23 protein-coding genes are annotated in these 20,419 nt (G+C 65.7%); 3 read left to right on the forward strand and 20 right to left on the reverse strand.

Features of this window, described 5'->3' with window-relative positions; translation table 11 throughout:
• Positions 1–16 precede the first annotated feature (16 nt).
• Positions 17–163 (reverse strand): hypothetical protein, encoded by a 147-nt coding sequence (locus ACEN9F_RS09860; RefSeq protein WP_413419848.1) that lies wholly within the window; start codon positions 161–163, stop codon positions 17–19.
• 96 nt (positions 164–259) lie between these two features.
• Between ACEN9F_RS09860 and ACEN9F_RS09865 the strand changes: the two genes are divergently transcribed.
• Complete coding sequence (locus ACEN9F_RS09865; RefSeq protein ID WP_413427018.1) at positions 260–568, forward strand: outer membrane protein; 309 nt, start codon at positions 260–262, stop codon at positions 566–568.
• Between the two features lie 33 nt (positions 569–601).
• Here the strand turns inward: ACEN9F_RS09865 and ACEN9F_RS09870 are convergent, their stop codons facing one another.
• Together ACEN9F_RS09870 and ACEN9F_RS09875 are read right to left on the reverse strand one after the other, a co-directional pair.
• Positions 602–1,903 carry an ATP-binding protein gene (locus ACEN9F_RS09870; protein WP_413419849.1) on the reverse strand — a complete coding sequence of 434 codons (1,302 nt, stop codon included), beginning with the start codon at positions 1,901–1,903 and terminating at the stop codon, positions 602–604.
• Positions 1,903–2,538: a response regulator transcription factor gene (locus ACEN9F_RS09875; protein ID WP_413419850.1), complete on the reverse strand. Its 636-nt coding sequence runs from the start codon at positions 2,536–2,538 to the stop codon at positions 1,903–1,905. Before ACEN9F_RS09875 ends, ACEN9F_RS09870 begins: the two co-directional genes overlap by 1 nt.
• A gap of 152 nt (positions 2,539–2,690) precedes the next feature.
• On the opposite strand from ACEN9F_RS09875, the gene ACEN9F_RS09880 reads away from it, so the two are divergent.
• Positions 2,691–3,341 (forward strand): TonB family protein, encoded by a 651-nt coding sequence (locus tag ACEN9F_RS09880; RefSeq protein WP_413419851.1) that lies wholly within the window; start codon positions 2,691–2,693, stop codon positions 3,339–3,341.
• Here the strand turns inward: ACEN9F_RS09880 and ACEN9F_RS09885 are convergent.
• A complete protein-coding gene (locus ACEN9F_RS09885) occupies positions 3,338–4,072 on the reverse strand; it encodes a class I SAM-dependent methyltransferase (RefSeq protein WP_413419852.1) in 735 nt (244 codons plus the stop codon). The genes ACEN9F_RS09880 and ACEN9F_RS09885 overlap by 4 nt on opposite strands.
• A 145-nt stretch (positions 4,073–4,217) precedes the next feature.
• Here ACEN9F_RS09885 and ACEN9F_RS09890 point away from each other — a divergent pair, with 145 nt between their 5' ends.
• Positions 4,218–5,036 carry a polysaccharide deacetylase family protein gene (locus tag ACEN9F_RS09890; protein ID WP_413419853.1) on the forward strand — a complete coding sequence of 273 codons (819 nt, stop codon included), beginning with the start codon at positions 4,218–4,220 and terminating at the stop codon, positions 5,034–5,036.
• Here ACEN9F_RS09890 and ACEN9F_RS09895 read toward each other — a convergent pair whose 3' ends face one another.
• Genes ACEN9F_RS09895 through ACEN9F_RS09970 form a run of 16 tightly spaced genes read right to left on the reverse strand, consistent with a single transcriptional unit; the run spans position 5,037 to position 20,415 of the window.
• The gene (locus ACEN9F_RS09895; RefSeq protein WP_413419854.1) at positions 5,037–5,660 is read right to left on the reverse strand and encodes a 4'-phosphopantetheinyl transferase family protein; all 624 of its coding nucleotides are present in this window, start codon (positions 5,658–5,660) and stop codon (positions 5,037–5,039) included.
• A 1-nt stretch (position 5,661) separates the two neighbouring features.
• Positions 5,662–6,105: an excinuclease ATPase subunit gene (locus ACEN9F_RS09900; protein WP_413419855.1), complete on the reverse strand. Its 444-nt coding sequence runs from the start codon at positions 6,103–6,105 to the stop codon at positions 5,662–5,664.
• Positions 6,106–6,117: 12 nt separating this feature from the next.
• Positions 6,118–7,350: a beta-ketoacyl-ACP synthase gene (locus ACEN9F_RS09905; protein ID WP_413419856.1), complete on the reverse strand. Its 1,233-nt coding sequence runs from the start codon at positions 7,348–7,350 to the stop codon at positions 6,118–6,120.
• Positions 7,347–8,084 carry a 3-ketoacyl-ACP reductase FabG2 gene (locus ACEN9F_RS09910; protein WP_413419857.1) on the reverse strand — a complete coding sequence of 246 codons (738 nt, stop codon included), beginning with the start codon at positions 8,082–8,084 and terminating at the stop codon, positions 7,347–7,349. The genes ACEN9F_RS09905 and ACEN9F_RS09910 overlap by 4 nt, the downstream gene beginning before the upstream one ends.
• Positions 8,081–8,542 (reverse strand): 3-hydroxylacyl-ACP dehydratase, encoded by a 462-nt coding sequence (locus tag ACEN9F_RS09915; protein ID WP_413419858.1) that lies wholly within the window; start codon positions 8,540–8,542, stop codon positions 8,081–8,083. Before ACEN9F_RS09915 ends, ACEN9F_RS09910 begins: the two co-directional genes overlap by 4 nt.
• Positions 8,539–9,720, reverse strand: coding sequence for a beta-ketoacyl-ACP synthase (locus ACEN9F_RS09920; RefSeq protein ID WP_413419859.1), 1,182 nt, complete (start codon positions 9,718–9,720; stop codon positions 8,539–8,541). Before ACEN9F_RS09920 ends, ACEN9F_RS09915 begins: the two co-directional genes overlap by 4 nt.
• Entirely contained in the window at positions 9,721–10,275 is a 555-nt protein-coding gene (locus ACEN9F_RS09925; RefSeq protein WP_413419860.1) for a DUF3261 domain-containing protein, read from the reverse strand.
• Complete coding sequence (locus ACEN9F_RS09930) at positions 10,260–11,510, reverse strand: NAD(P)/FAD-dependent oxidoreductase (RefSeq protein ID WP_413419861.1); 1,251 nt, start codon at positions 11,508–11,510, stop codon at positions 10,260–10,262. The genes ACEN9F_RS09925 and ACEN9F_RS09930 overlap by 16 nt, the downstream gene beginning before the upstream one ends.
• Entirely contained in the window at positions 11,503–13,854 is a 2,352-nt protein-coding gene (locus ACEN9F_RS09935; RefSeq protein WP_413419862.1) for an MMPL family transporter, read from the reverse strand. The genes ACEN9F_RS09930 and ACEN9F_RS09935 overlap by 8 nt, the downstream gene beginning before the upstream one ends.
• A complete protein-coding gene (locus ACEN9F_RS09940; protein WP_413427020.1) occupies positions 13,851–14,471 on the reverse strand; it encodes an outer membrane lipoprotein carrier protein LolA in 621 nt (206 codons plus the stop codon). The genes ACEN9F_RS09935 and ACEN9F_RS09940 overlap by 4 nt, the downstream gene beginning before the upstream one ends.
• A complete protein-coding gene (locus ACEN9F_RS09945) occupies positions 14,464–14,901 on the reverse strand; it encodes an acyl-CoA thioesterase (RefSeq protein ID WP_413419863.1) in 438 nt (145 codons plus the stop codon). Before ACEN9F_RS09945 ends, ACEN9F_RS09940 begins: the two co-directional genes overlap by 8 nt.
• Positions 14,888–16,456 carry an HAL/PAL/TAL family ammonia-lyase gene (locus tag ACEN9F_RS09950; protein WP_413419864.1) on the reverse strand — a complete coding sequence of 523 codons (1,569 nt, stop codon included), beginning with the start codon at positions 16,454–16,456 and terminating at the stop codon, positions 14,888–14,890. The genes ACEN9F_RS09945 and ACEN9F_RS09950 overlap by 14 nt, the downstream gene beginning before the upstream one ends.
• Positions 16,443–17,396 carry an acyltransferase gene (locus tag ACEN9F_RS09955; RefSeq protein ID WP_413419865.1) on the reverse strand — a complete coding sequence of 318 codons (954 nt, stop codon included), beginning with the start codon at positions 17,394–17,396 and terminating at the stop codon, positions 16,443–16,445. Before ACEN9F_RS09955 ends, ACEN9F_RS09950 begins: the two co-directional genes overlap by 14 nt.
• Positions 17,381–18,124, reverse strand: a complete 744-nt coding sequence (locus tag ACEN9F_RS09960) for a glycosyltransferase family 2 protein (RefSeq protein WP_413419866.1) — start codon at positions 18,122–18,124, stop codon at positions 17,381–17,383. The genes ACEN9F_RS09955 and ACEN9F_RS09960 overlap by 16 nt, the downstream gene beginning before the upstream one ends.
• On the reverse strand, positions 18,117–19,877 hold the full coding sequence (locus tag ACEN9F_RS09965; RefSeq protein WP_413419867.1) for an AMP-binding protein: 1,761 nt from the start codon (positions 19,875–19,877) through the stop codon (positions 18,117–18,119). The genes ACEN9F_RS09960 and ACEN9F_RS09965 overlap by 8 nt, the downstream gene beginning before the upstream one ends.
• Positions 19,870–20,415, reverse strand: coding sequence for a hypothetical protein (locus tag ACEN9F_RS09970; protein WP_413419868.1), 546 nt, complete (start codon positions 20,413–20,415; stop codon positions 19,870–19,872). The genes ACEN9F_RS09965 and ACEN9F_RS09970 overlap by 8 nt, the downstream gene beginning before the upstream one ends.
• Between the last annotated feature and the right edge of the window lie 4 nt (positions 20,416–20,419).

Below are 20,419 nucleotides of genomic sequence, written 5' to 3' on the forward strand. Positions count from 1 at the left end.
CGCACGCCGCGTCACTTCAAAGCGCACAGCGGGCCAGCTCGGACAGTATCTCGCCAAACCACAATCCGGTGGCTTGCTCCGGTTCGCGGCGGCTCGTCCTTCCTTCTGAATAAGCGGCCAGCAACTGGTCCAGATCTCGCGTTGTTGTGACAGCGGTTTCCATGGAGAAGTTCTCCGATGACGTGGTGGTTTTACTATACACCGGTTTACGCGGTCTGCTCCCCCGCCCCTAGCGGAAGTCAGCGAAAACCGCGCGCGCATCGCCTCCAAGCCTGTGTCGACCTACTTCGCCGCCACCGGCACCCTGCCGCTGAACGAGCAGTTCGCGCTGTTCGGCAAGGCCGGCATCGCCGCCACCCACGTCAAGTTCACCGCATCGGCGCCTGGCTACTACGCCAACGCGTCGGACAACCAGACCTCGCCGTTCGTCGGCGTGGGCGCATCGTTCGCGCTGAACAAGAACATCGCCTTCGTCGCTGAATACGAATACTTCGGCAAGATCGCCAAAGACGGCGACGCCAACGTCAAGGCGGACCTGCTGTCCGTCGGCGTGCGCTACAAGTTCTAAGCTTCTTCGCTGTCGCGAGAATGGAAAAGCCGGCTACGCGCCGGCTTTTTTTTCGTCAGCAGGAGGCATCAAGATGGCGATGCGGGTGCCGGCGGCGATGCCGGTATCGATCTCGATGTCGCCGTTGAAGGCGTACACACGCTCGCGCATGCCAACGATGCCGATGCCGGACGACGCCAGCGCCGGATCGAAGCCGCTGCCGTTGTCGGCGATATGCATGTGCAGCCCCGCTTCGTCCAGCGTCAGGCTCACTGAGGCGTGCGTGGCGCGCGCGTGCTTGACGATGTTGGATAGAGCCTCCTGCACGATGCGGTAGGCGGAGATGCCGACGGCGCTTTCCAGCCGCGAGAAGTCGCCGCTGGCCTGCAGCGTGAAGCGGCAGCCGGAGCGCGCGCTGTCGTAGTGGCGCACGATCTCCTCCACCGCGCCGTCTAGTCCCAGCATGTCCAGCACCTCCGGACGCAGGCGCCGCACCAGCGCGCGGCCGCTGTTGTACAAGCCCAGCGTGAGCTTGATGATGGCTTGCGCCTTGTCGCGGATCTCACCCTCGCCGGCCAACTCGGTGATGCGTTGCGCCTCCAGCCGCGCGGCGATCAGCGTCGCGTTCAGCTCATCATGGATCTCCAGTGCGATGCTCTTGCGCTCATCCTCCACCACGGAGTTGACCTTGCGGATCAGGCGGCGCTTTTCCGCATCTGCCTCGCGCAGCGCCCGCATCGACGACTGCAGCGAGGCATTCAGGCCCTTGGCCAGCTGCCACGCCAGTAGCGCGCAGGCCAGCAAACCGATACTGCCGACCATCAACTCCACGTAAAAACGCCTGGTCTGCTTGAGCAGCATGGCCGACGGCGACATCGTCACCCGCACATAGCCCATGGTCTCCACCGTGACGCCGCTGCTGGCGCCGACCGGCCGGTCTTTCACATATGGCCTGCCGTCGGCGCCCAGCATGGTCACCCACATCAGGCGCTTGAGGATGGGCGCTTCGTAGGAGCGCGGCTCCGGCTCGCCCGAGGTGCGCGCGGCCGCGTGCACCAGCTCACGCCGATGCGCATCCAGCACTTCGATGCGGTAGATGCTGGCATCGGACCGCAACATGCCATTGATGGTCAACTTCAAGTCGTCATAACGATGCGACAACAGGCTGAATTCACTGCTGTCGGCCAGCACCTTGGCCACCAGCGGGCCGCGCTCGGCCATCTCCTCGCGCACTTCGGACAGGCGCGATTGATAGGCGTACCAGACGAAAGTGCAGAACATATAGGCGAGCGGGATGGCCGTCATCGCCATCAGGCGCGAACGCACACTCCACTGCCGCCAAAAATCGAGCTGCATCAGGGTTCTATCAGGCCATGCTTGACGGCTAGGCGCGTGATGTAGGCCGGCCTGTGCACGCCGAGTTTTTCCTTCACGGCCTGGCTGATATTGCTGATGGTCTTGGTCGAGACGTCCAGCTTCTCCGCGATCTCCGCGTTGGTCAGCCCTTCGGCCATCAGCGTGAAGATCTCCAGCGCGCGTTCATCCAGCTGCGACTGCGGTGAGGCGTCGCCGCGCACCGACAGGTTGGCCAGGCGCTCGGCGATATGCGGCAGGAAGTACAGTTCCCCTTCGTGTGCGCGCCGCACTGCCGCCGCCAGGTCGGCAGGGTCGCAATCCTTGGTCATGAAGGCGCGGCCGCCCAGCCGGTAAGTTTCCTTGATCAGGCTATCCTGGTCGAACTGGCTAAGGAAGACGATGGCGGCCGACGGCGTCTGCGCCAGGATCTGCTTGGCCACATCAAGGCCGGTCAGCTGGTCGCCAAAGCGGATATCGAGCACGATCACGTCCGGCTGCAGCCGCAAGAACTCCGCCAACGCCTCCTCAGGCGTGCGCGCCTGCGCCACCACGTCCAGCCCCTGCCCTTGCAGCGACATAGCAAACCCGGTCATGACGATCGGATGGTCGTCAGCCAGCATGACGCGAATTTTCATTTACCACCTCTAAGAATATTAACTACCAGATGCTGGAAGCATATCACACCATTGAATGGAAAAATATTCCACCGATCTCCTTTTATTTTGCCATCAAATGGAATAATATAATTCCAGTTAGTAGCAACACTCACCACCACCAAGGGGAACTCATGAACTTCCAACAAGGTAAAAACAAGAATCTCACCGGCGTTACCGTAGTCGCGGTACTGCACGTGGCGTTGCTGGCCGCCTTCCTGAACGGTTCAAAACTGACGGTGTTCAAAAAGACGGAAACGGAAGTCGACCTGATACCCTATGTAGAACCGCCCAAACCCAAGACCCGCGAGCCTGAGCCGCCGGCGCCGGTGCCGAAAGACCCAGTCATAGAGGTGCCTATGCCCCCCATCCCCATCGCTGCGAACGACGATCCCAAGCCGACCGGGCACACGGTGACGGACGAAACGCCGACGGCCAGGACAGGCACGGGCGCGGATGGCACAGTAGACAATGGCGCGAAAACCCAGGTAAAGGCGGCGCCGGTGCATGTCGCGGCGGTGGTGGATGCCAAGGCCTGCGTCAAGCCGGAATATCCGAAGACAGCCCTGCGCAACGGTGATACAGGCGTGGTGACACTGGCCCTGCTGATCGGGACCGATGGCCGGGTGGCCGATTCGAAGGTAGAGAAGTCGAGCGGATTTCGCGAGTTGGATCGCGCCGCGCAGGTCGGACTGGGCTTATGCAAATTCAGGCCGGGCACGCTGGACGGCGCGCCCTACCAGTCCTGGACCAAGATGCAGTATGTATGGAGCCTGGACGACTAGCGCGGCACTGGCTTGACGGCGACCAGGTTGATCAGCGTCTCTTCGCGCACGGCGCGCGGCTTGATGCGCAGCGCGGTTTCCATCAGGCCCAGGTCCTCGCGGCTCCACCACAGGAAGGGATAGGAGACCGCGCTGTCCGGCACCGAGAAGCCGGCGTCGCGCACCATGGCCAGGTATTCCGGCGCGGTCTTCTGCACATCCATCGGATGGCGGAACAGCAGGCGGATGATCCAAGAGTGGATGTAGCGCTTGGTCGATTCGGCGAACAGCAGCACGCCGCCCGGCTTCAGCACGCGGTAGAACTCCGCGATCGCGCGCTCCTGGTCGATCAGGTGGTGGAAGGTCTGGTGGCAGAACAGCAGGTCCACCGAGTTATCCTCCAGCTTGATGTTGGAACTGGAGCAGCAGATGAATTCCGCCTTGATGTTCAGCGCCGCGACCTCTTTCGCCGATTCCTGCAGCATCTCCGGATCGATGTCCATGCCGATCAAGCGCTGCGGTGCGAAGCGCTGGTGCAGCTTGCCCAGCGAACGGCCAAAGCCGCAGCCCACGTCCGCCACCACGCCGAAACTCTGCGGCTGGCCGGCCGGCATCAGGCGCTGCAAATCGGCCAGCGCGCGTTCCAGCACATGCACGGTCCAGGTCTCGGTCCGCAAAAACCATTTTCCGAACGCCGTCTCCGGCACATGGGGATCGGTGGAAGGCTGCATTAAATCTAAATTGGCGCTCATAAGCCCTTCGTCTGTTCAAGTTGAATAAATATGACTGGCGCGCGGCGATTCGGCCAAATCACGTACAATATCGGACCTTCCCTACCCGTTTCAGCCCGTGTCAGTCCTACGTTCCCGCCTGCTACTTGTCACCTTGTCACTGCTGTTGAGCGCGAGCGCCGCAGGCCAGACCGAGTCCGCGCCAACGCCGGCGCCGGTGCGCTTCCTGCTGACCTTCGACGACGGCCCGGCCACCGCCGACAGCAACAACCCGACCGTGCACATACTCGAGACGCTGGCCCATAATCCGTATCAGGACAACATCAAGGCCGTCTTCTTCACCCAGACCCGCGCCTGGCACGGCGGCGGCACCGACACCGGCCGCGCGCTGATCCGGCGCGAGCATGCGGAGGGCCACGTGGTCGCGCTGCACTCGGCCACCTGGTTCCACTCCAACCACCGCTTCATGAGCCGCGCGAAGCTGGATGAAACCATGCAGCGCGGCGTCGACGACCTGATCGCCGAAACCGGCGTCGCGCCCAAACTGGTGCGGCCGCCCTTCTGGGCCTACGACGCCGACACGCTGGCGTCGTATCACCAGCACGGCATGCAGATGCTGCTGACCGACCTGAATGCCAACGACGGCAAAATCTACGGCATCAACTTCAGCTGGCACAAGCGCTCCAACATGCTGACCCACCTGGCCGAGACGCGCAAGCGCTGGGCCGCCGGCAGCATGCCGGTGGTCGACGGCAGCACGCCGATCGTCGTCACCTTTCACGACGTGAACACCTACACCTCGCGCCACATCGAGGAATACATGGGCATCCTGCTCGACGTCGCGCGCGAACTGAACGTGCCGCTCGCCGCCAAGCCTTTCTACGACGACCGCGATGAGCTGGAGCGCGCCGCGCTGGCCAGCACCGTCAGCAGCCCGGACGCCAAGCCGCAACTGCCCGGCCTGTGGAACTGGCTGTGGCAGTAATCACGGCAGCGTCACGATCTCGATCTGCGGCGCCCGCACCAGCGGCAGCTCGCTGCACACCACCACCGACAACTCCGGGTGCGGCAAGGCGATGCAATGGCCGCTGGCCGTCTCGCTCAGTTTGAAACGCGCCTCCTTCTCGCTCCACAAGCGATAGAAGCCGTCGACGCGCTCGTCGTCGGGCAGCTTCTGGATGCGCGCCCATTGCGCCATCTCGTCGACATCGAAGGCTTGCGCCGCCAACGCCGCCAGGTCGCGGCCCGGGTCGCGCATCTCGATATCCAGTCCCAGCGCGGTCTGCGCACTGGTGGCGCAGGCCACCCAGCGCCCGCTGTGCGCGATGCTGAAGCCGGGCGTGGAGCCTTTCAGCACCGGTGCCAGAAGGCGTGGGGCCTTGCCGACCTGCTCTTCCAGGCGCACATCCTGCGGCGCCACGTTCAGCAAGCGGCCCAGCGCCATGCGCAGCAGCACGCGACCGACCACGAACTGGCGCTGGCGCTGCGCCCGCACAAAGCGCTGGTAGCGCGCCGTCTCGCCCGCAGACAACCAGCCGCGATAGCGCACCAGATCCGCGTCTGTCACGGCATCCGCGTCCACCATCCACAGCGAAGCGGCGGCGCTCATATCACTTGGCGATCTTGACGAAGTCGCCTTTGAGCGCGACGCCGGCCATGATGGCGCCGTCCGCACATTCGAACTCGGTCTGGCTCGCCATCTCGATGTCCTTGAAATTGCTGACGATGTTGATCACCGCGTTGGCGCCGACATCGGTCGCGCGCTTTTGCAGCGCCAGCATGGCGGACAGGAACACGTAGTTGCATGCCTTCTCTGCCGATTTGCCGAAGCCGTTGGTGCGCTGGCTGGTCTTGTCGCTGGTGATCTTGCTCAGCACTTTAGGCGTAGGCTGGTCGGCGAAATAGAAGCTGACGGAATCGCCCAGGCGCGCCTGCGCATCGTTGGCGGCCATGGCGCCGGCGATCGGGAACTTTATCATTTTATCGGCCGCCGATGCGGAGAACGAAGTCAGCGAAACAGCCAGCAATGCAGCGACAGAAATCATTTTCTTCATTTTTAGTCTTCCTTATTTAACGTACCGTTTGAAAATCAGTGAAGTGTTGATGCCGCCGAAGGCGAAGTTATTCGACATCACATACTCGCATTGCAGCTGCCGGCCTTCGCCAGCGATGTAGTCTAGCGGAGCGCACTCGGAATCCACTTGTTCCAGATTAATGGTCGGTGCAAACCAGCCTTCGCGCATCATCTCGATGCTGATCCAGGCTTCCAGCGCGCCGCATGCGCCCAGCGTGTGGCCCATGTAGCTCTTCAAGGAGCTGATCGGCGTGCCGCCGCCGAACACCGCCAGCGTCGCCTGCGATTCGGCGATGTCGCCCTGCTGCGTGCCCGTGCCGTGCGCGTTGACGTAGCCGATATCCGACGGCTGCAAACCCGCATCCTGCAAGGCCAGCTGCATCGCCTTCTGCATCGTGGCCGCATTCGGTTGCGTGACGTGGCAGCCGTCGCTGTTGGTGCCGAAGCCCACCAGTTCCGCATGAATCACGGCGCCGCGCGCCACCGCATGCTCCATGTCCTCCAACACCAGGCAGCCGGCGCCTTCGCCGATCACCAGGCCGTCGCGGCCGCCGTCGAACGGACGCGGCGTGGTGTGGCCCGCGTCGTTGCGGGTGCTGGTAGCGAACAGCGTGTCGAACACCGCCGCCTCGGTGGCGCACAGTTCCTCGGCGCCGCCGGCCACCATCGCGGTCTGCTTGCCGCCGCGGATCGCTTCATACGCGTAGCCTATGCCCTGGCTGCCGGACGTACAGGCGCTCGAGGTCGTGATCACGCGGCCGGTGATGCCGAAGAATACACCGATGTTGACCGGCGCCGTGTGCGCCATCATCTTGATGTAGGTGGTGGCGTTGATGCCCTTGGTGGTGCGCTCTTCCATCATGCGGCCGAAGTCGCCGATGGCGCTCGGCGTGCCCGCCGACGAACCGAAGGACACGCCCAGGTCGCCGCTCTTGAGCAGCGGATGCTCCAGCAGGCCGGCATCGGCCAGTGCCAGCTCGGTGGCGCGGGTCGCCATCAGCGCCACGCGGCCCATGCTGCGGATCGCCTTGCGGTTATAGCGGTCGGTCAGCTCGAACGGCGCGGCCGGCGCGCCCAGGCGCGTATTCAGGCCTTCATAGTCTTCCCAGTCCGCCATGCGCACCACGGCGTTGCGGTACTGGCCCAGGCGCTCGCGGATCGCGGCCCAGTCGTTGCCGATCGGGCTGATGCCGGCCATGCCGGTGACGGCGACGCGGCGGCTCATGCCATACCGCCGTTGACGGAGATGACCTGGCGGGTGATGTAGCCCGCCTCCTCGCCGATCAGGAAGCTGACGGCGGCCGCCACCTCTTCCGGCTTGCCGACGCGGCGCGCCGGTATCATCTTCAGCGCCTCTTCCATCGGCACTTCGCCGATCATGTCGGTCTCGATCAAGCCCGGCGCCACGCAGTTGACGGTGATGGCGCGCTTGGCCAGCTCCAGCGCCAGCGCCTTGGTGGCGCCGATGATGCCGGCCTTGGCCGCGCTGTAGTTCACTTGCCCGCGATTGCCGATCAGGCCCGAGACGGAAGCCAGCGTGACGATGCGGCCCGGCTTGCGGCGCTGGACCATCGGCATCACCAGCGGATTGAGCACGTTGTAGAAACCGTCCAGGTTCGTCTGCAGCACGATGTCCCAGTCCTCGCCGGACATCGCCGGGAAGGCGTTGTCGCGCGCGACGCCGGCGTTGCACACCACGCCGTAGTAGCAGCCATGCTGTTCGACATCCGCCTCCAACGCGGCGGCGGCGGCGGCGCGGTCGCTGATATCGAACTGCAGCACGCGCGCGGCGCGGCCCATCGCCTCGATCTCCTGCGCGACCGCATCGGCCTCGCCGCGCTGGCTGCGGCAATGCAGCACCACGTCGTAACCGTCGCGCGCCAGGCGCAGCGCGATCGCCTTGCCGATGCCACGGGACGATCCCGTCACCAGCACGCTCATGGACTTATTCTGATTCATGCTACGTTTCCATCTTTGAGAAATTGATTGACATTATCGGGCTGGAAAACCGTCACCGTGGCGGTGGCCACGCCGGCCTCGCCATCCACGATATCGATGCGGCACTCGAACGCGCCCAGGCCGTTCTCCGCCTGCAGCACGCGGTGCACATGCACGTGCAGCACGCTGCCCGGTGCGAAGTGCGACACCTTCGCCTCGTACTTGCGCGAGCCAAGCAGGAAGCCGACCTTGACCGGCTCGCCGCGCTCCAGCGCCAGCCAGCCAGCATGCGCGGCGATCGCCTGCGCCATGTATTCGATGCCGACCCATGCACCCACGCCCTGCTCGCCCGCCAACATGCTGCCGGCGTGGATGCGTACTTCGGCGCACAGGTTGTCGGTGTCGGCGCCGAGGGCGCGGTCGAGCAGCACCATCTGGCCGGAGTGCGGCACCAGCGCACGGATATCGGGCATGTTCATGCCGGCCTCCCCAGCACCAGCACGGCGTTGGAACCGCCGAAGGCGAAGGAACTGCTCAGCACATGGCGCAGCGGACGCCCGAGCGAGGCGCCGACCGGCGCCAGCGCCAGCGCCGGCAGCGCGGGATCGGCGGCGCCGTCCCACAGATGCGGCGGCAGCCTGCCTTCCGGATTATCGTCCTGCATGGCCAGCCAGCACAGCGCCGCCTCGATCGCGGCCGCCGCGCCCAGCGTATGGCCGGTGAACGGCTTGGTCGAACTGACCGGCACATCGAGGCCGAACAAACCTTCGATCACGCGCGACTCCATCGCGTCGTTCTGCGGCGTCGCCGTGCCGTGCATGTTGATGTAGTCGATCTGCGCGGCGCTGATTCCGGCGCGCTGCAGCGCCTGGGTCATCGCCAGCCGCGCGCCGCCGCCGGCCGGATCGGGCGCCGACATATGGTGGCCGTCCGACGATTCGCCCCAGCCCAGCAAGGCGACCGGCGCGCTGTCGGCGCTCATCAGGAACAACGCGGCGCCTTCGCCGATGTTGATGCCCTTGCGGTTGACGCTCATCGGGTTGCACCGCTCCGCGCTGACCGATTCCAGCGACGCGAATCCGGCCACCGTGAACGTGCAGAGCGAATCGGCGCCGCCGCTGATCACCGCATCGCACAGTCCCATGTTGATCATGCGCGCCGCGCTGGCCATCGCCTTGGCGCTCGACGAGCAGGCGCTCGAATGCACATAGGCCGGGCCGGTCAGGCCCAGCTCCCGCGCCAGCATCTCGGCGGGCGAACCCATTTCCTGCACGGCGTAGCGGAAGTCTTCCGGCAGCGAGCCCACTTCGGCATGCAGGCCGATGGCCCGCTCGGTCTCGCCGATGCCCGAAGTGCTGGTGCCCAGCACCACGCCGACGCGGTCCGCGCCATGGCGGGCGATGGCGGCCTCAACCGCCGGACGTATCTGCGCCAGCGCCGCCAGCGCCAGTGCGTTGTTGCGGCTGCGCTGGTGCGGCGGCAGGTGCGCCACCGACGGCAGCGCCGCCTGCACGCTGCCCAGCGGCAGCTCTCGGCCCGGCGACCAGTTGCCGGTCGCGGCCACGCCGGTCTGCCCCGCGTACAGGCGTGCCTTGACCTGCGCGTGGCTGTCGCCAAGCGCACAGATAATGCCGCAAGCGTTGAGGTAAATAGTCATTCAGGTCTCTGGTGCAAACTGTATCGTCAGCTTATAGTGATATCGCAGGTTCTCCAATACCACCGTGCCGCTCCAGCGGGGATTTCCGCTATAGGCTATCTCCATGATAGGCTCATCGGCCAGGTACAGGGTGCGCTTTGCGACCTGCTCGGCTATGCGCCAGCCCGCAGGCAGCGCGGCGGCGATCGCCTCGGCCGGCCACAGGGTCAGCTGCATGTCCTCCAAAACGTCTTCCGCGCGCACCTGCGACGGCAGCATCACGTGGCGCCACGAGGTCAGCTCCTTGCCGTCGTAATGCAGCGTCAGCACGCGCTGGCCGAAAGCCAGCCCCACCACGTCGATCGCCTCCGGCTCCACCTGCAGGGCGACATCCAGATCGTCGGTGCGGCCGTTGCGCTCCACCTTCAGGTGCTGCTGCACGCTGATGGAGGTGCCCAGCGCGGCCGGCGCCAGCTTCAGTCCGAGGCGCGCCTCGGGCGGTGGCGCCACGCTGGCGCAGGCGGCCAGCAGCAGCGCCGTCGCCACGGGCAGCGCGCGCATCAGGCGGGCGTACATAACGCCTCCAATGCCGCCAGGCGACGCGGCGTCTCCTTCACAAACGGGTTGCTCAGGTCCCAGGCATAGCCGGCCAGGATCGCCGAGATCATGCGCTTGATTTCCGGCTGCTGGTTTTCGTGGAAGATGATCTTCTGGAAGCCGCCCGCATACCAGGACTCGACAAAGGTACGGAAGGTGTCGACGCCCTTGCGCAGCGGCGCGCCGTAGTCGGCCTGCCAGTCGACCGTTTCGCCGGCGAACTGGCGCTGCAAGGCGGCCGCGGCCAGGCTGGCGGACTTGAAGGCGATGGTCACGCCCGACGAGAACACCGGATCGAGGAACTCGCCCGCGTTGCCCAGCAGCGCGTAGCCCTGGCCCCATAGCTTCTCGACGTTGGCCGAATAACCGACGATCTGGCGCGCCGGCGTGTCCCACTTGGCGTCGGCCAGCAGCGCCTGCAGCGACGGCTCTTCGGCGACGATGGCCTGCAGCCGCTCGGTGGCGCTGCCCTGGTAGCGGTCGAGGAAGCTGGTCTCCGCCACCACGCCCAGCGAGCAGCGGCCGCCGGCAAACGGAATGGTCCAGAACCAGACGTCGCAATGTTTCGGATGTACGGTCACGCGGATCTTGTTACGATCGAAGCCGCCACTTATGCCGTCTTCGATATGGGTGAAGATCGCGCCGCGCACCGGGAAGTTGGACGGCGTCTCAAGCTTCAGGAGGCGCGGCAGGATGCGGCCGAAACCGCTGGCGTCCAGGATGAAGCCCGCGTCGACCTGGTACTGGCCGCCATCGGCATCCTTGACGGTGACGCGCGCACCACCGTTGGCGCCCTGCCCCAATTCGATGTTCAGAACTTCATGGCGATAACGGACCTCGGCGCCGAAACGCTCCGCTTCCTTGGCCAGGATGTGGTCGAAGGTGGCGCGCTGTACCTGATAGGTGGTGCCCCAGCCGTCCGAGTGCTTGTCGCGAAAATCGAAATCGGTATACCTGCCGTCGCGCATGAAGGCGGCGCCGTTCTTGAACTGGAAGCCCGCTTCCACCACGGCGCGCAGCATGCCGGCCTTTTCCAGATACTCCATACTTTGCGGCAGCAGGCTCTCGCCGATCGAAAAGCGCGGGAACTGTTCGCGCTCGATCACCAGCACCTGGCGCCCCTGCTGGCGCAGCAGCGCTGCGGCGACCGAACCGGCTGGACCCGCGCCGACGATCAGGATTTCTGCGGTGTCGATATTCATTGCGTCAGTCATGCTTGCTTTCTTTGATGGAGCCAAAACAGGGAACAATGAGCCAGACCAGCGCGGTACCCAGCAGCATCGTCAGGCCGAACGCCTGCAATGCCGGCGTGGAGCTCAGGCCCAGCAAACCAAAGGACAAAATCGTATTCGCGGCGGACATGCCGACCGCCAGCCACGGCGTGTGGTCGCGGCGATCCGGATGCTCCTGCATGAAGATGCCGTAGTCGACCCCGACGCCCAGCAGCAGCATCAGCGCCAGCACGTGGAACAGCTGCAAATTCTGCGACGCGAAGCCGAGCAAGGCCAGCGTGGCGATGCTGGCCAGCGCGGTCGGCGCCAGCACGCGCCAGGTCCGACCACGGTAGCGCGCAAACAGCAGCGCGAACACCACCGCATACGCGCCCAGCACCACCCAGCTCATATACACACGATAGCGGCCCAGCACCGACGATATCTCGGCCACCTTGTCGACCCACTGCACGCCGTCCAATCCTTCCGCAGCCAGCAGCACCTGCGGCACAGCGGTGCTGGACAGCCCGCGCAAGGCGACGATGCTGGCGTAGACGCCTTCGGTCCGGCCCAGCCACAGGTGTCGCCATGGATCGCTGGCCGGCGCCTTGAGGAAGTCGTCCAGCGTCAACGGTGCCGCGGCGGCCAACAAGCCTTTGCGGGTGGCGGCGATCCATTGCGCGTCTTCGCCGGCTTGCGTGGCGATGCCTTGCAGCGGGCCGCCGTCGGCCAGCAGCTTCTCCTCGATCAACGCGCGGCGCGCGGCCTGCGTCTTTGCGGACGGCACCCAGTTCGACATCGCCTGGTAACCGGAAATGCGTTTGGCGGCGATCAGCGTGTCGAGACGCGCCTTCAGCGCTTCCTCGCGCTGCAGCACCGTCTCGGAAGAATCGCCACGCACCAGGAAATACTGCACCGGCGTCGGCGCATCCAGCAGCTTGCTCAACTTGATCTGGTCGGCGATCAGATGCTTGGGGGGATTTTGCAGCAGGCGGATATCGTCGTTGGCGCCAAGGCGGCTGATGCCATAACCTGCGGCCAGCACAAACACCACGGCGGCCACCAGCGTCGCGCGGTTCAGGCGCAGCAGCGGCCAGCGCCGCAGCGCGGCGCCATAGACGCGCACCAGCCCTCCGCTCCTCAGCGTGCGGCCGCCGATCAGCGCCGGGAACCAGAACACCACCGTCAGCCATGCGAATACCAGGCCCAGCGCCGAGAACACCGCCATCTGGCGCAGGCCCGGGAACGGCGTCAGCGCCAGTCCCATGTAGCCGATCACCGCCGCCAGCAGCGTCAGGCAAAGGCCGGGCAGCAGGCGTTTCAGCAAGGCCGGCGAATCGAGCTGTTCATCGGCTGCCAGGCGGTTGCAGAGGAAGTAGATGCCGTAGTCCTGCGCCACGCCGATCAGGCTGGCGCCGAACACCAGCGTCATCAAATGGATATGGCCGAACAGCATCCAGCATACCGACAGCGCGCCGAGGCAGCCGATGCCGATCGACAGCAGGATCAGCGAGATCGGCTTGAACGAGTGGAAGGCAAACCACATCAGCAGGATGATGCCGAGCAGCGAGCCGATGCCGATGGTCGAGACCTCGCCGCTGGCCTGCGCGCTGGCGTTGGCCGCATGCAGGATCACCCCGGCCTGGATCAGCTCCACCTGCGGCGCGGCCTTGCGGGCGGCCTCGCCGGCCTGCTTCAACAACGGCAGCACGGTTTCCTGCGCGGTCATCGACAGCGCGGGCACCTTCAGCGTCAGCGGCAGCAGCACGTACTGGCGCTGGGTATCTGCGACAAACAGGTGGCCGTCGCGCGGACGCACCGGCGTTTCCTGCGCGCGCTCCTGCGCCCAGCCAGCGAACAGGCCGAACGGATCTTCCTGCCACGGCCCGAGCTTGGGGCCGCCGAACGGCGCATACAGTTTTGCCAGCGCCGACTCCAGCCAGAACTGCGGCGGCTGCCCGCGCAGTTGCGCTTCCTGCTGCGGCGTCAGCAAAATAAGGCGATGCTGCTGGAACAGCGACAGCCAGTCGTTCTGCGTCTGCTCATTGATCGGCGTCGACTCAAACAGATCCTTGCGCGCGTCCAGCGTCGCGCTGTAGGCGTCGGCGGCGCGCTTGGCGTCGTCCCAGTCGGCCGCGCCGACCAGCACGATCACGCGCTGCTGCGCCGCATCGACCATGTGCGTGAACGATTGCTGCAGCACCGGATCGCGCTCCTGCACCGGCAGCAGCGCCATGATGTCGGTATCCGGCACGATGCGCTTGACCGCCCACAGGTAGGCGTTATGGCCCAGCAGCAGACACACCGCCACGAGCCACAGCAGCGCGAGTTGTCTGGTGCGCGTCAAAACAGCGCCGCCTCTTCCTTGGTCATCGCCGCCTCGCCGGTCTGCATGGCAGAGAAGACGATGGTGGTGCGATCGCCGCTGGCTTCACTCATGACGATGGATTTGACGTAGGCGCCGCCTTCCAGCTTGATGGTGCCGATGGCTTTTTCCAGCGCGGCCTGGCGCGGCTTGAGCGAGACGTTCCAGCTGTTGGCGTCGACGTTGCCGTCGCCGTCGAACAGCGTATCGAGCTGTCCCAGGTCGCCGGCCAGCAGCGAGAACAGCACATTGTTGATGACGCGGACGGTCGGCTCGGTCTTGGCGTCCAGCCGCATGGCGACGCGGTCTCCCTGGTAGTTGACGATCTCGTCGCGCGTCAGGCGCAGCGTGCTGGGGAAAGGCTTCAGGGTGCGCCACAGCACGCCCTTGCCGGCGACCACGCAGAAACGGCCCTCGGCGGCCAGCGGCTTCTTCATGCCCGCCAGTTGCTTGGTCTGGTCGAAGCGGCCGCACATGACGGCCGGCTTGGCCAGCATGGCCTGGATCTTCGCCACCGGCACGGCGGCCTGCGCGTGGTTCAGCGCCGCCAGCGATAGCGCGGCAATGGCGTATTTGAGCGTATACTTGAGCTTACTCATCATGTTCGATTCCCAGTTTTTCAAACAGCACCGGCGGCGACACGTAGCACATTTCCTTGGTCGCGATATCGACGGCGACCATGGTGGTGGTGGCGCGGTTCAGGCGCTTGCCGGTTTCGGCATCGGTGATCAGATAATCGATCTTCAAACGGTTCTCCCACTCGACGATATCGGCGCGCAGCTTCAGCTTCTGGCCGAACGTGGCCGAGCCGACATAACGCAGCTGCATGTCGATCACCGGCCAGGCATAGCCGGACTCTTTCATCTGCGGGTAGTTGTAGCCTATCTTGTCGAGCAAGGCACAGCGTACTACTTCCAGGTATTTGACGTAGCGCCCGTGCCAGACGATTTCCATCGGATCCAGGTCGAAGAACTGGACCTGCATCTCGACTTCCGCGAACCAGCGGCTTTCCTTGTTAGTTCGGCGCATACAGATCCCATGCCTTGGCGCGGATGCGTTCCAGCAGCAGACGCAGGTCCGGTTCCAGGCGGCGGTCTTCCTCGACCGGCTTGACGTCGGCGCCCAGCGCTTCCTGCATCGCCGCCAGCGCGGCCTGCGGTTGCAGTTCCGGGCTGGCCAGGCAGCGCAGCCAGACGCCCTGGCGTACCGTGATCAGCAGCGCGGCAACGACCTGCTCGGTCAGCTCCAGCACGCGCAGGCAGTCGCGCGCGGCGATGGTGCCCATGCTGACCTTGTCCTGGTTGTGGCATTCGGTCGAGCGCGAGAACACGGAAGCCGGCATGGTCAGCTTGAGCGCTTCCGCGGTCCACGCCGAGGCGCTGATCTGCAACGCCTTCAGGCCGTGGTTGATGGCCGCGCGCGGACCGGTGGCGCCGGACAGGTTGGCCGGCAGGCCGTGGTTGTAGCGGCTGTCGACCAGCAGCGCCATCTGGCGGTCCAGCAGGTCGGCCAGGTTGGCGACGGCGTTCTTCATGCCGTCCATGGCGAAGGCGATATGGCCGCCGTAGAAATGGCCGCCGTGCAGCACGCGCTCGTTGTCGGCGTCGATCAGCGGATTGTCGTTGGCGCTGTTCAGTTCATTCTCGATCGACGAACGGAAGAACGGCATGGCGTCGGCCAGCACGCCGATCACGTGTGGCGCGCAGCGGATCGAGTAGCGGTCCTGCAGGCGCTTGCCGTTGCGTTCCCACTGGTCGGTCGGCAGGTCGCTGCGCAGCCAGGCAGCCACCTGCTGCATACCGGCGTGCGGTTTGACCGAGAACAGCACTTCGTCGAAGTGGTGGGCGTTGCCGTCCATCGCGAACGAAGCCATCGCCGTGATGCGTGTGGTCAGCTTGACCAGGTAGTCGGCGCGGTCGTAGGCCATGCAGGCCAGCGCCGTCATGACGGCGGTGCCGTTCATGATCGCCAGGCCTTCCTTCGGACGCAGGCGCAGCGGCGTGATGCCGGCTTCCTGCAGCGCTTGCGCGGCCGGCACCTGCACGCCGTCGCGCCATACTTCGCGCTCGCCGCACAACACCGCCGCCAGATAGGACAGCGGCGTCAGGTCGCCGCTGGCGCCGACCGAACCTTCGGATGGAATCAGCGGCAGCAGGCCGGCGTCCAGCAGGCGCGTGATCTGCAGCAGCAGCTCGACGCTGACGCCGGAATAGCCTTTGCTCAGCGACGCCAGGCGCGAGGCCAGGATCGCGCGCGTCTGCGCCGGCGTGAAGTACTCGCCCAGGCCGACGCCGTGATAGGTGTACAGATGATGCGGCAGCTCGGCCACCAGTTCCGGCGGCACGGTCACGGTGCAGGAATCGCCGTAGCCGGTGGTCACGCCGTAGATGGTGCCGTCCTCGCGCAGCAGGCGCTCCAGGAAGTCGGCGCCGCGCTGGATGGCGGCGCGGAAGGTCGGATCTTCCGACAGCACGGCCGTCGCGCGGCCCTGCGCGATATCGACGATGTCTTCGATGCTCAGGCGGTCTTGATCAAAGCGCACGGTGCGCGGATTGTGGAGTTGGGCAATGTCAGCGAGATGCATCTGGGCGTTCCAATTGTGGTGAGTGCCAAAAATCGTAAAAGTTAAACCACTGCAGCGGCGCGCGCAGGCAGTAGTGCTCCAGCCGCCTGGCGTAGTCGGCGGCCAGCGCGTTGAACGCGGCTTCGCGGCCCTGGCGCGGAATGCGCACCGACTCGCGGAAGGATTCGAAATACACCGACCAGCGGCGCCCCTCGCGGATCGAGAACAGCAGGTAGACCGGGCATTGCAGGATGCTGGCCAATACGTAGGGGCCGACCGGGAAGGCGGCGGGCGCGCCGATGAAGTCGGCCATCGCGACGCGCGGATTGTGCGAGACCGGCACGCGGTCGCCGGCGATGACGACGAATTCGCCGCGCGCCACGCGCTCCGACAGCAGGATCGCCGTCGCCGGCGACATCTCGGTCACCTGCATCAGATTGAGCTGGCTCTCCGGATTGAGCTTGCCCAGCATGTCGTTGAAAGCCTGCGCGTGCTTGGTGTGCACCAGCACCGTCAGCTTGATGTCGTGACGCTGGCGCGACAGCACGCGGCACAGTTCCAGGTTGCCGAGGTGGGCGCAGATCAGCAGGCCGCCGCGCCCCGCCGCCACGGCGTCGGTAATCAGTTCGCCGCCGTGCAGGTCGACGCTATCGAGCTTGAACAGGCCGCCCCACAACAGCATCTTGTCCAGGATGCTCTCGCCGAAGGAAGCGAAATGGCGCAGCACGCCGGGCAGCGCGGTCGAGCTGCGGCCGGCCACGCGCTTCAGGTAATCCTGCGAGGCGCGGCGCGGCAGCGGCTTGCTCATCACGTACCAGCCAAGCACCGGATACAGCACCACGCGGAACGGCCAACGGCCGAACACGCGGCAGATCCAGAACAGCAGGCGCATGCCGGCCACGAAGCTGATTTCGTTGATGGAGGCCCAGTGCAAACCGCGCGTGCTCATTTGGTCTGCCATTTGCGCGCCAGCAGACGGGGAATACGCGGCAGCATGCCGAAGAACAGCATCGTGTGCATCCACGAGATCAGCACGTTGTCGCGCCAGACGCGGAAGTGCGATACGCCGTCGGACGGATACGACACCCGCGTAGGCAGGTTGATCACTTGCATGCCGTCCCAGAACAGGCGCACCAGGATGTCGGTATCGAAGTTCATGCGTACGCCGATGCTGCGGCGCGCCGCCAGCGCGTTGACCGGCGCCACCGGATAGACGCGGAAGCCGCACATCGAATCCTTGATGTCCAGCGACAGCGTGTTGATCCAGACCCAGATGTGGGTGGCGTAGCGGCCGTACAGGCGCGCTTTCGGCACCGATTCATCGTAGACCGGATGGCCGCAGATGATGGCGTCCGGATGCGCTGCGGCTTGCGCCAGGAATGTCGGCACGTCGGCGGTTTCGTGCTGGCCGTCGGCGTCGATCTGCAGCACGTGGGTGTAGCCCAGTTCCGCCGCGTGGCGGAAGCCGGCCAGCACCGCCGCGCCCTTGCCCTGGTTGTGCGGCAGGCGCACCAGCACGACACGCCCGGCATGCTCGCGCGCCAGCGCGTCCAGCACGGCGGCGCACGATGCGCTGCTGCCGTCGTCGACCAGCATGCACGGCACACCATGACGCAGCAACCCGGCCAGCACGGCGCCGATCGCGTGTTCATGGTTGTAGACCGGGACCACGATGCAAGGCTTAAACATCGCCGCCTCCGAGCATGACGCGGCCGCTGGCGTGCTGCCCCGCTTCGGACACATAGCGGAATTGCAGGCTGTCCTTGACGGCATCGTGCAGCAGCTCCAGCTGTATCGGGTTCTCCGGCTGGATCACCTGCTGGAACTTGAGCGCGTTGATGCCCTTGAACCGCGGCGGCAGATTGAAATACTGGCGGCCATAGTGAATCGCCCAGTCGACCTGCACCACGCCCGGCAGAATCGGCGCGACATCGAAATGGCCGTCGAAATACAGCAGGCTGGCCGGTGCGGTGATTTCCAACAGCACGCGCGCCTGCTCGCGTTCGAGCTCCCGCATCTGCGGGAAGCGCGGACGGTGGCTGGCCACGCCGTCTTCACTATCCAGCAAGGCCAGCAAGGCGGCCAATGTGGTCTTGCCTTGCGCGTTGACCGGCATCTGCTCCAGGTAGCGCCAGCGGCGCGGCAGTGCGACCGCTTCCACGGCGGCGGCCAGCACGGTGCGCAGGCGGGCGTTCAACGCCGGCTTGCCATCGGCATCCAGCATGGCGCGGCCTGCCACCGTCGGCACGATGAAGGCGGCCAGGCGCTGGCGTTCGCCGGGAACGGGCACGCACAGGACCACGCGCGCTTCGGCGGCCAGGCCGGAGGCCAGCAGCGTGGCTTCCATCGCGCTGAGCGAGATGCGTTTCTCCTCGATCTTGACGATGCGGTCGCTGCGGCCCAGCAGCATGAAGCGCTGTGCTCCGCCACTTTCGACGCGCCCCGCGCGGTCGGCCAGCGCCAGCCAGTTGTCGTCTTCCAGATGCGGCGAGCGCACTTCCAGCGTGCCGTCTTCTTCGCCCAGGCGCCAGTCCACGGTGGGGAATGGCAGCCACGAGTCGTCGCCGCAACGGCTGCGCTGGCGCCAGGCTACGCCGCCGGTCTCCGAGCTGCCGTAGACTTCGATGGGGGTTTCCCCCAGCAGGCCGCCGGCGCTCAAGGCGGTTTCCGGCGCCAGCGGGCCGCCGGACGAGAACACGGCGCGCAGCATGCGCGCGGCGCCGCTCCAGTCCAGATGCTCCGGCAGGCGCTTCAGGTGCGCCGGGCTGGCGATCAGCACGCAAGGGCCGGCAGCGATGGCGGGCGCCAGTTCTTCGGGGTAGGCGATGCTCATCGCGTGGATCGCGCGCCCTGTGCTCAACGGCCACAGGACCTTGAACAACAGGCCGTAGATGTGCTGATGGGAGACGGTCGCCAGTACGGCGGCGTCGCCGGCGGCCCGGCCGAACAGCACGTCCAGCGTCTCGACTTCGCTCGCCATCTGCGAGAGTTTTTTAGGAATGGCCTGCGCCGCGCCGGTGCTGCCGGAGGTGAACACCACCAGCGCCGGCATGTCGCCGGGCAGCGCGCCGCCCAGGTCCGCGGCTGCCGCGCCGTCGTCCTGCGGCAAAGGCAGCAGCGGTTGCAGATCAGCTGGGAACTGGCCGAGGAAACCGTCGACCGAGGCGCGCAGCGAGGCGCAGGTGGCCTCCAGCGTATCGGCGCTCAGCCAGACGGTTTTCCCCGCATGCCAGGCGCCCAGCAGCGCCGCGCCGAATTCGATACTATCTTCCAGGTACAAGGCGAAATCGCGGCCGGCCTGCGCGCGCAGCAGCGCATGCCAGGCCTGTGTGTGCGCCAGGAACTGCCGATTGGTGACGCCCTCGCCCTCGCGCCAGCCGACCAGGCCGCCGGCCGGCCGCGCGGCGATGGCCGCATACAAATTCTCGATACGATCAGACATGATGCAAACGTTTGAAACGCAGGCGCACGAGATACTCCGCGCCGAACAACACCGCCATCAGGACATAGGAAATCACGCCCGTGTACAGCGACCACGCGGCCTCTGACGCCCACAGCGCGGTGGCGAAAGCGACTGCGCCGTTGAACACGAAGAAGCCGCACCACACCTGCGTCACCTTGCGCATGTAGGCCTGCGCCACCGGCGGAAAATCGTCGCCGCGCAGGCGCGCCATGCGCTCGACGGCCGACATCGGCGTCGTCAGGCTGTAGGCGAAGCCCGCCAGCAGCGCGGCGTTTACCAGCACCGGATACAGTTTGAGCGGCAGCAGCAGGTTGCTCCAGATCGCGCAGGCCACCAGCACCAGCGCGCCGGCCACCGACCAGCGCGCGACGCCGCTCAGCTTGAGCGCGGGCAGGCGCGCGGCGACCGCCAGCAGCAGCAAGCCGGCCAGCCAGCGCGGCTCCACCTGTCCATGTCCGAACCAGATCGCCAGCGGATACAGCAGCGTCACCGCCGCCGTTAAAACAGTCATCGGCATGTCG

It is taken from the genome of Duganella sp. CT11-25 (assembly GCF_047302815.1).
Taxonomy (GTDB): Bacteria; Pseudomonadota; Gammaproteobacteria; order Burkholderiales; family Burkholderiaceae_D; genus Rugamonas.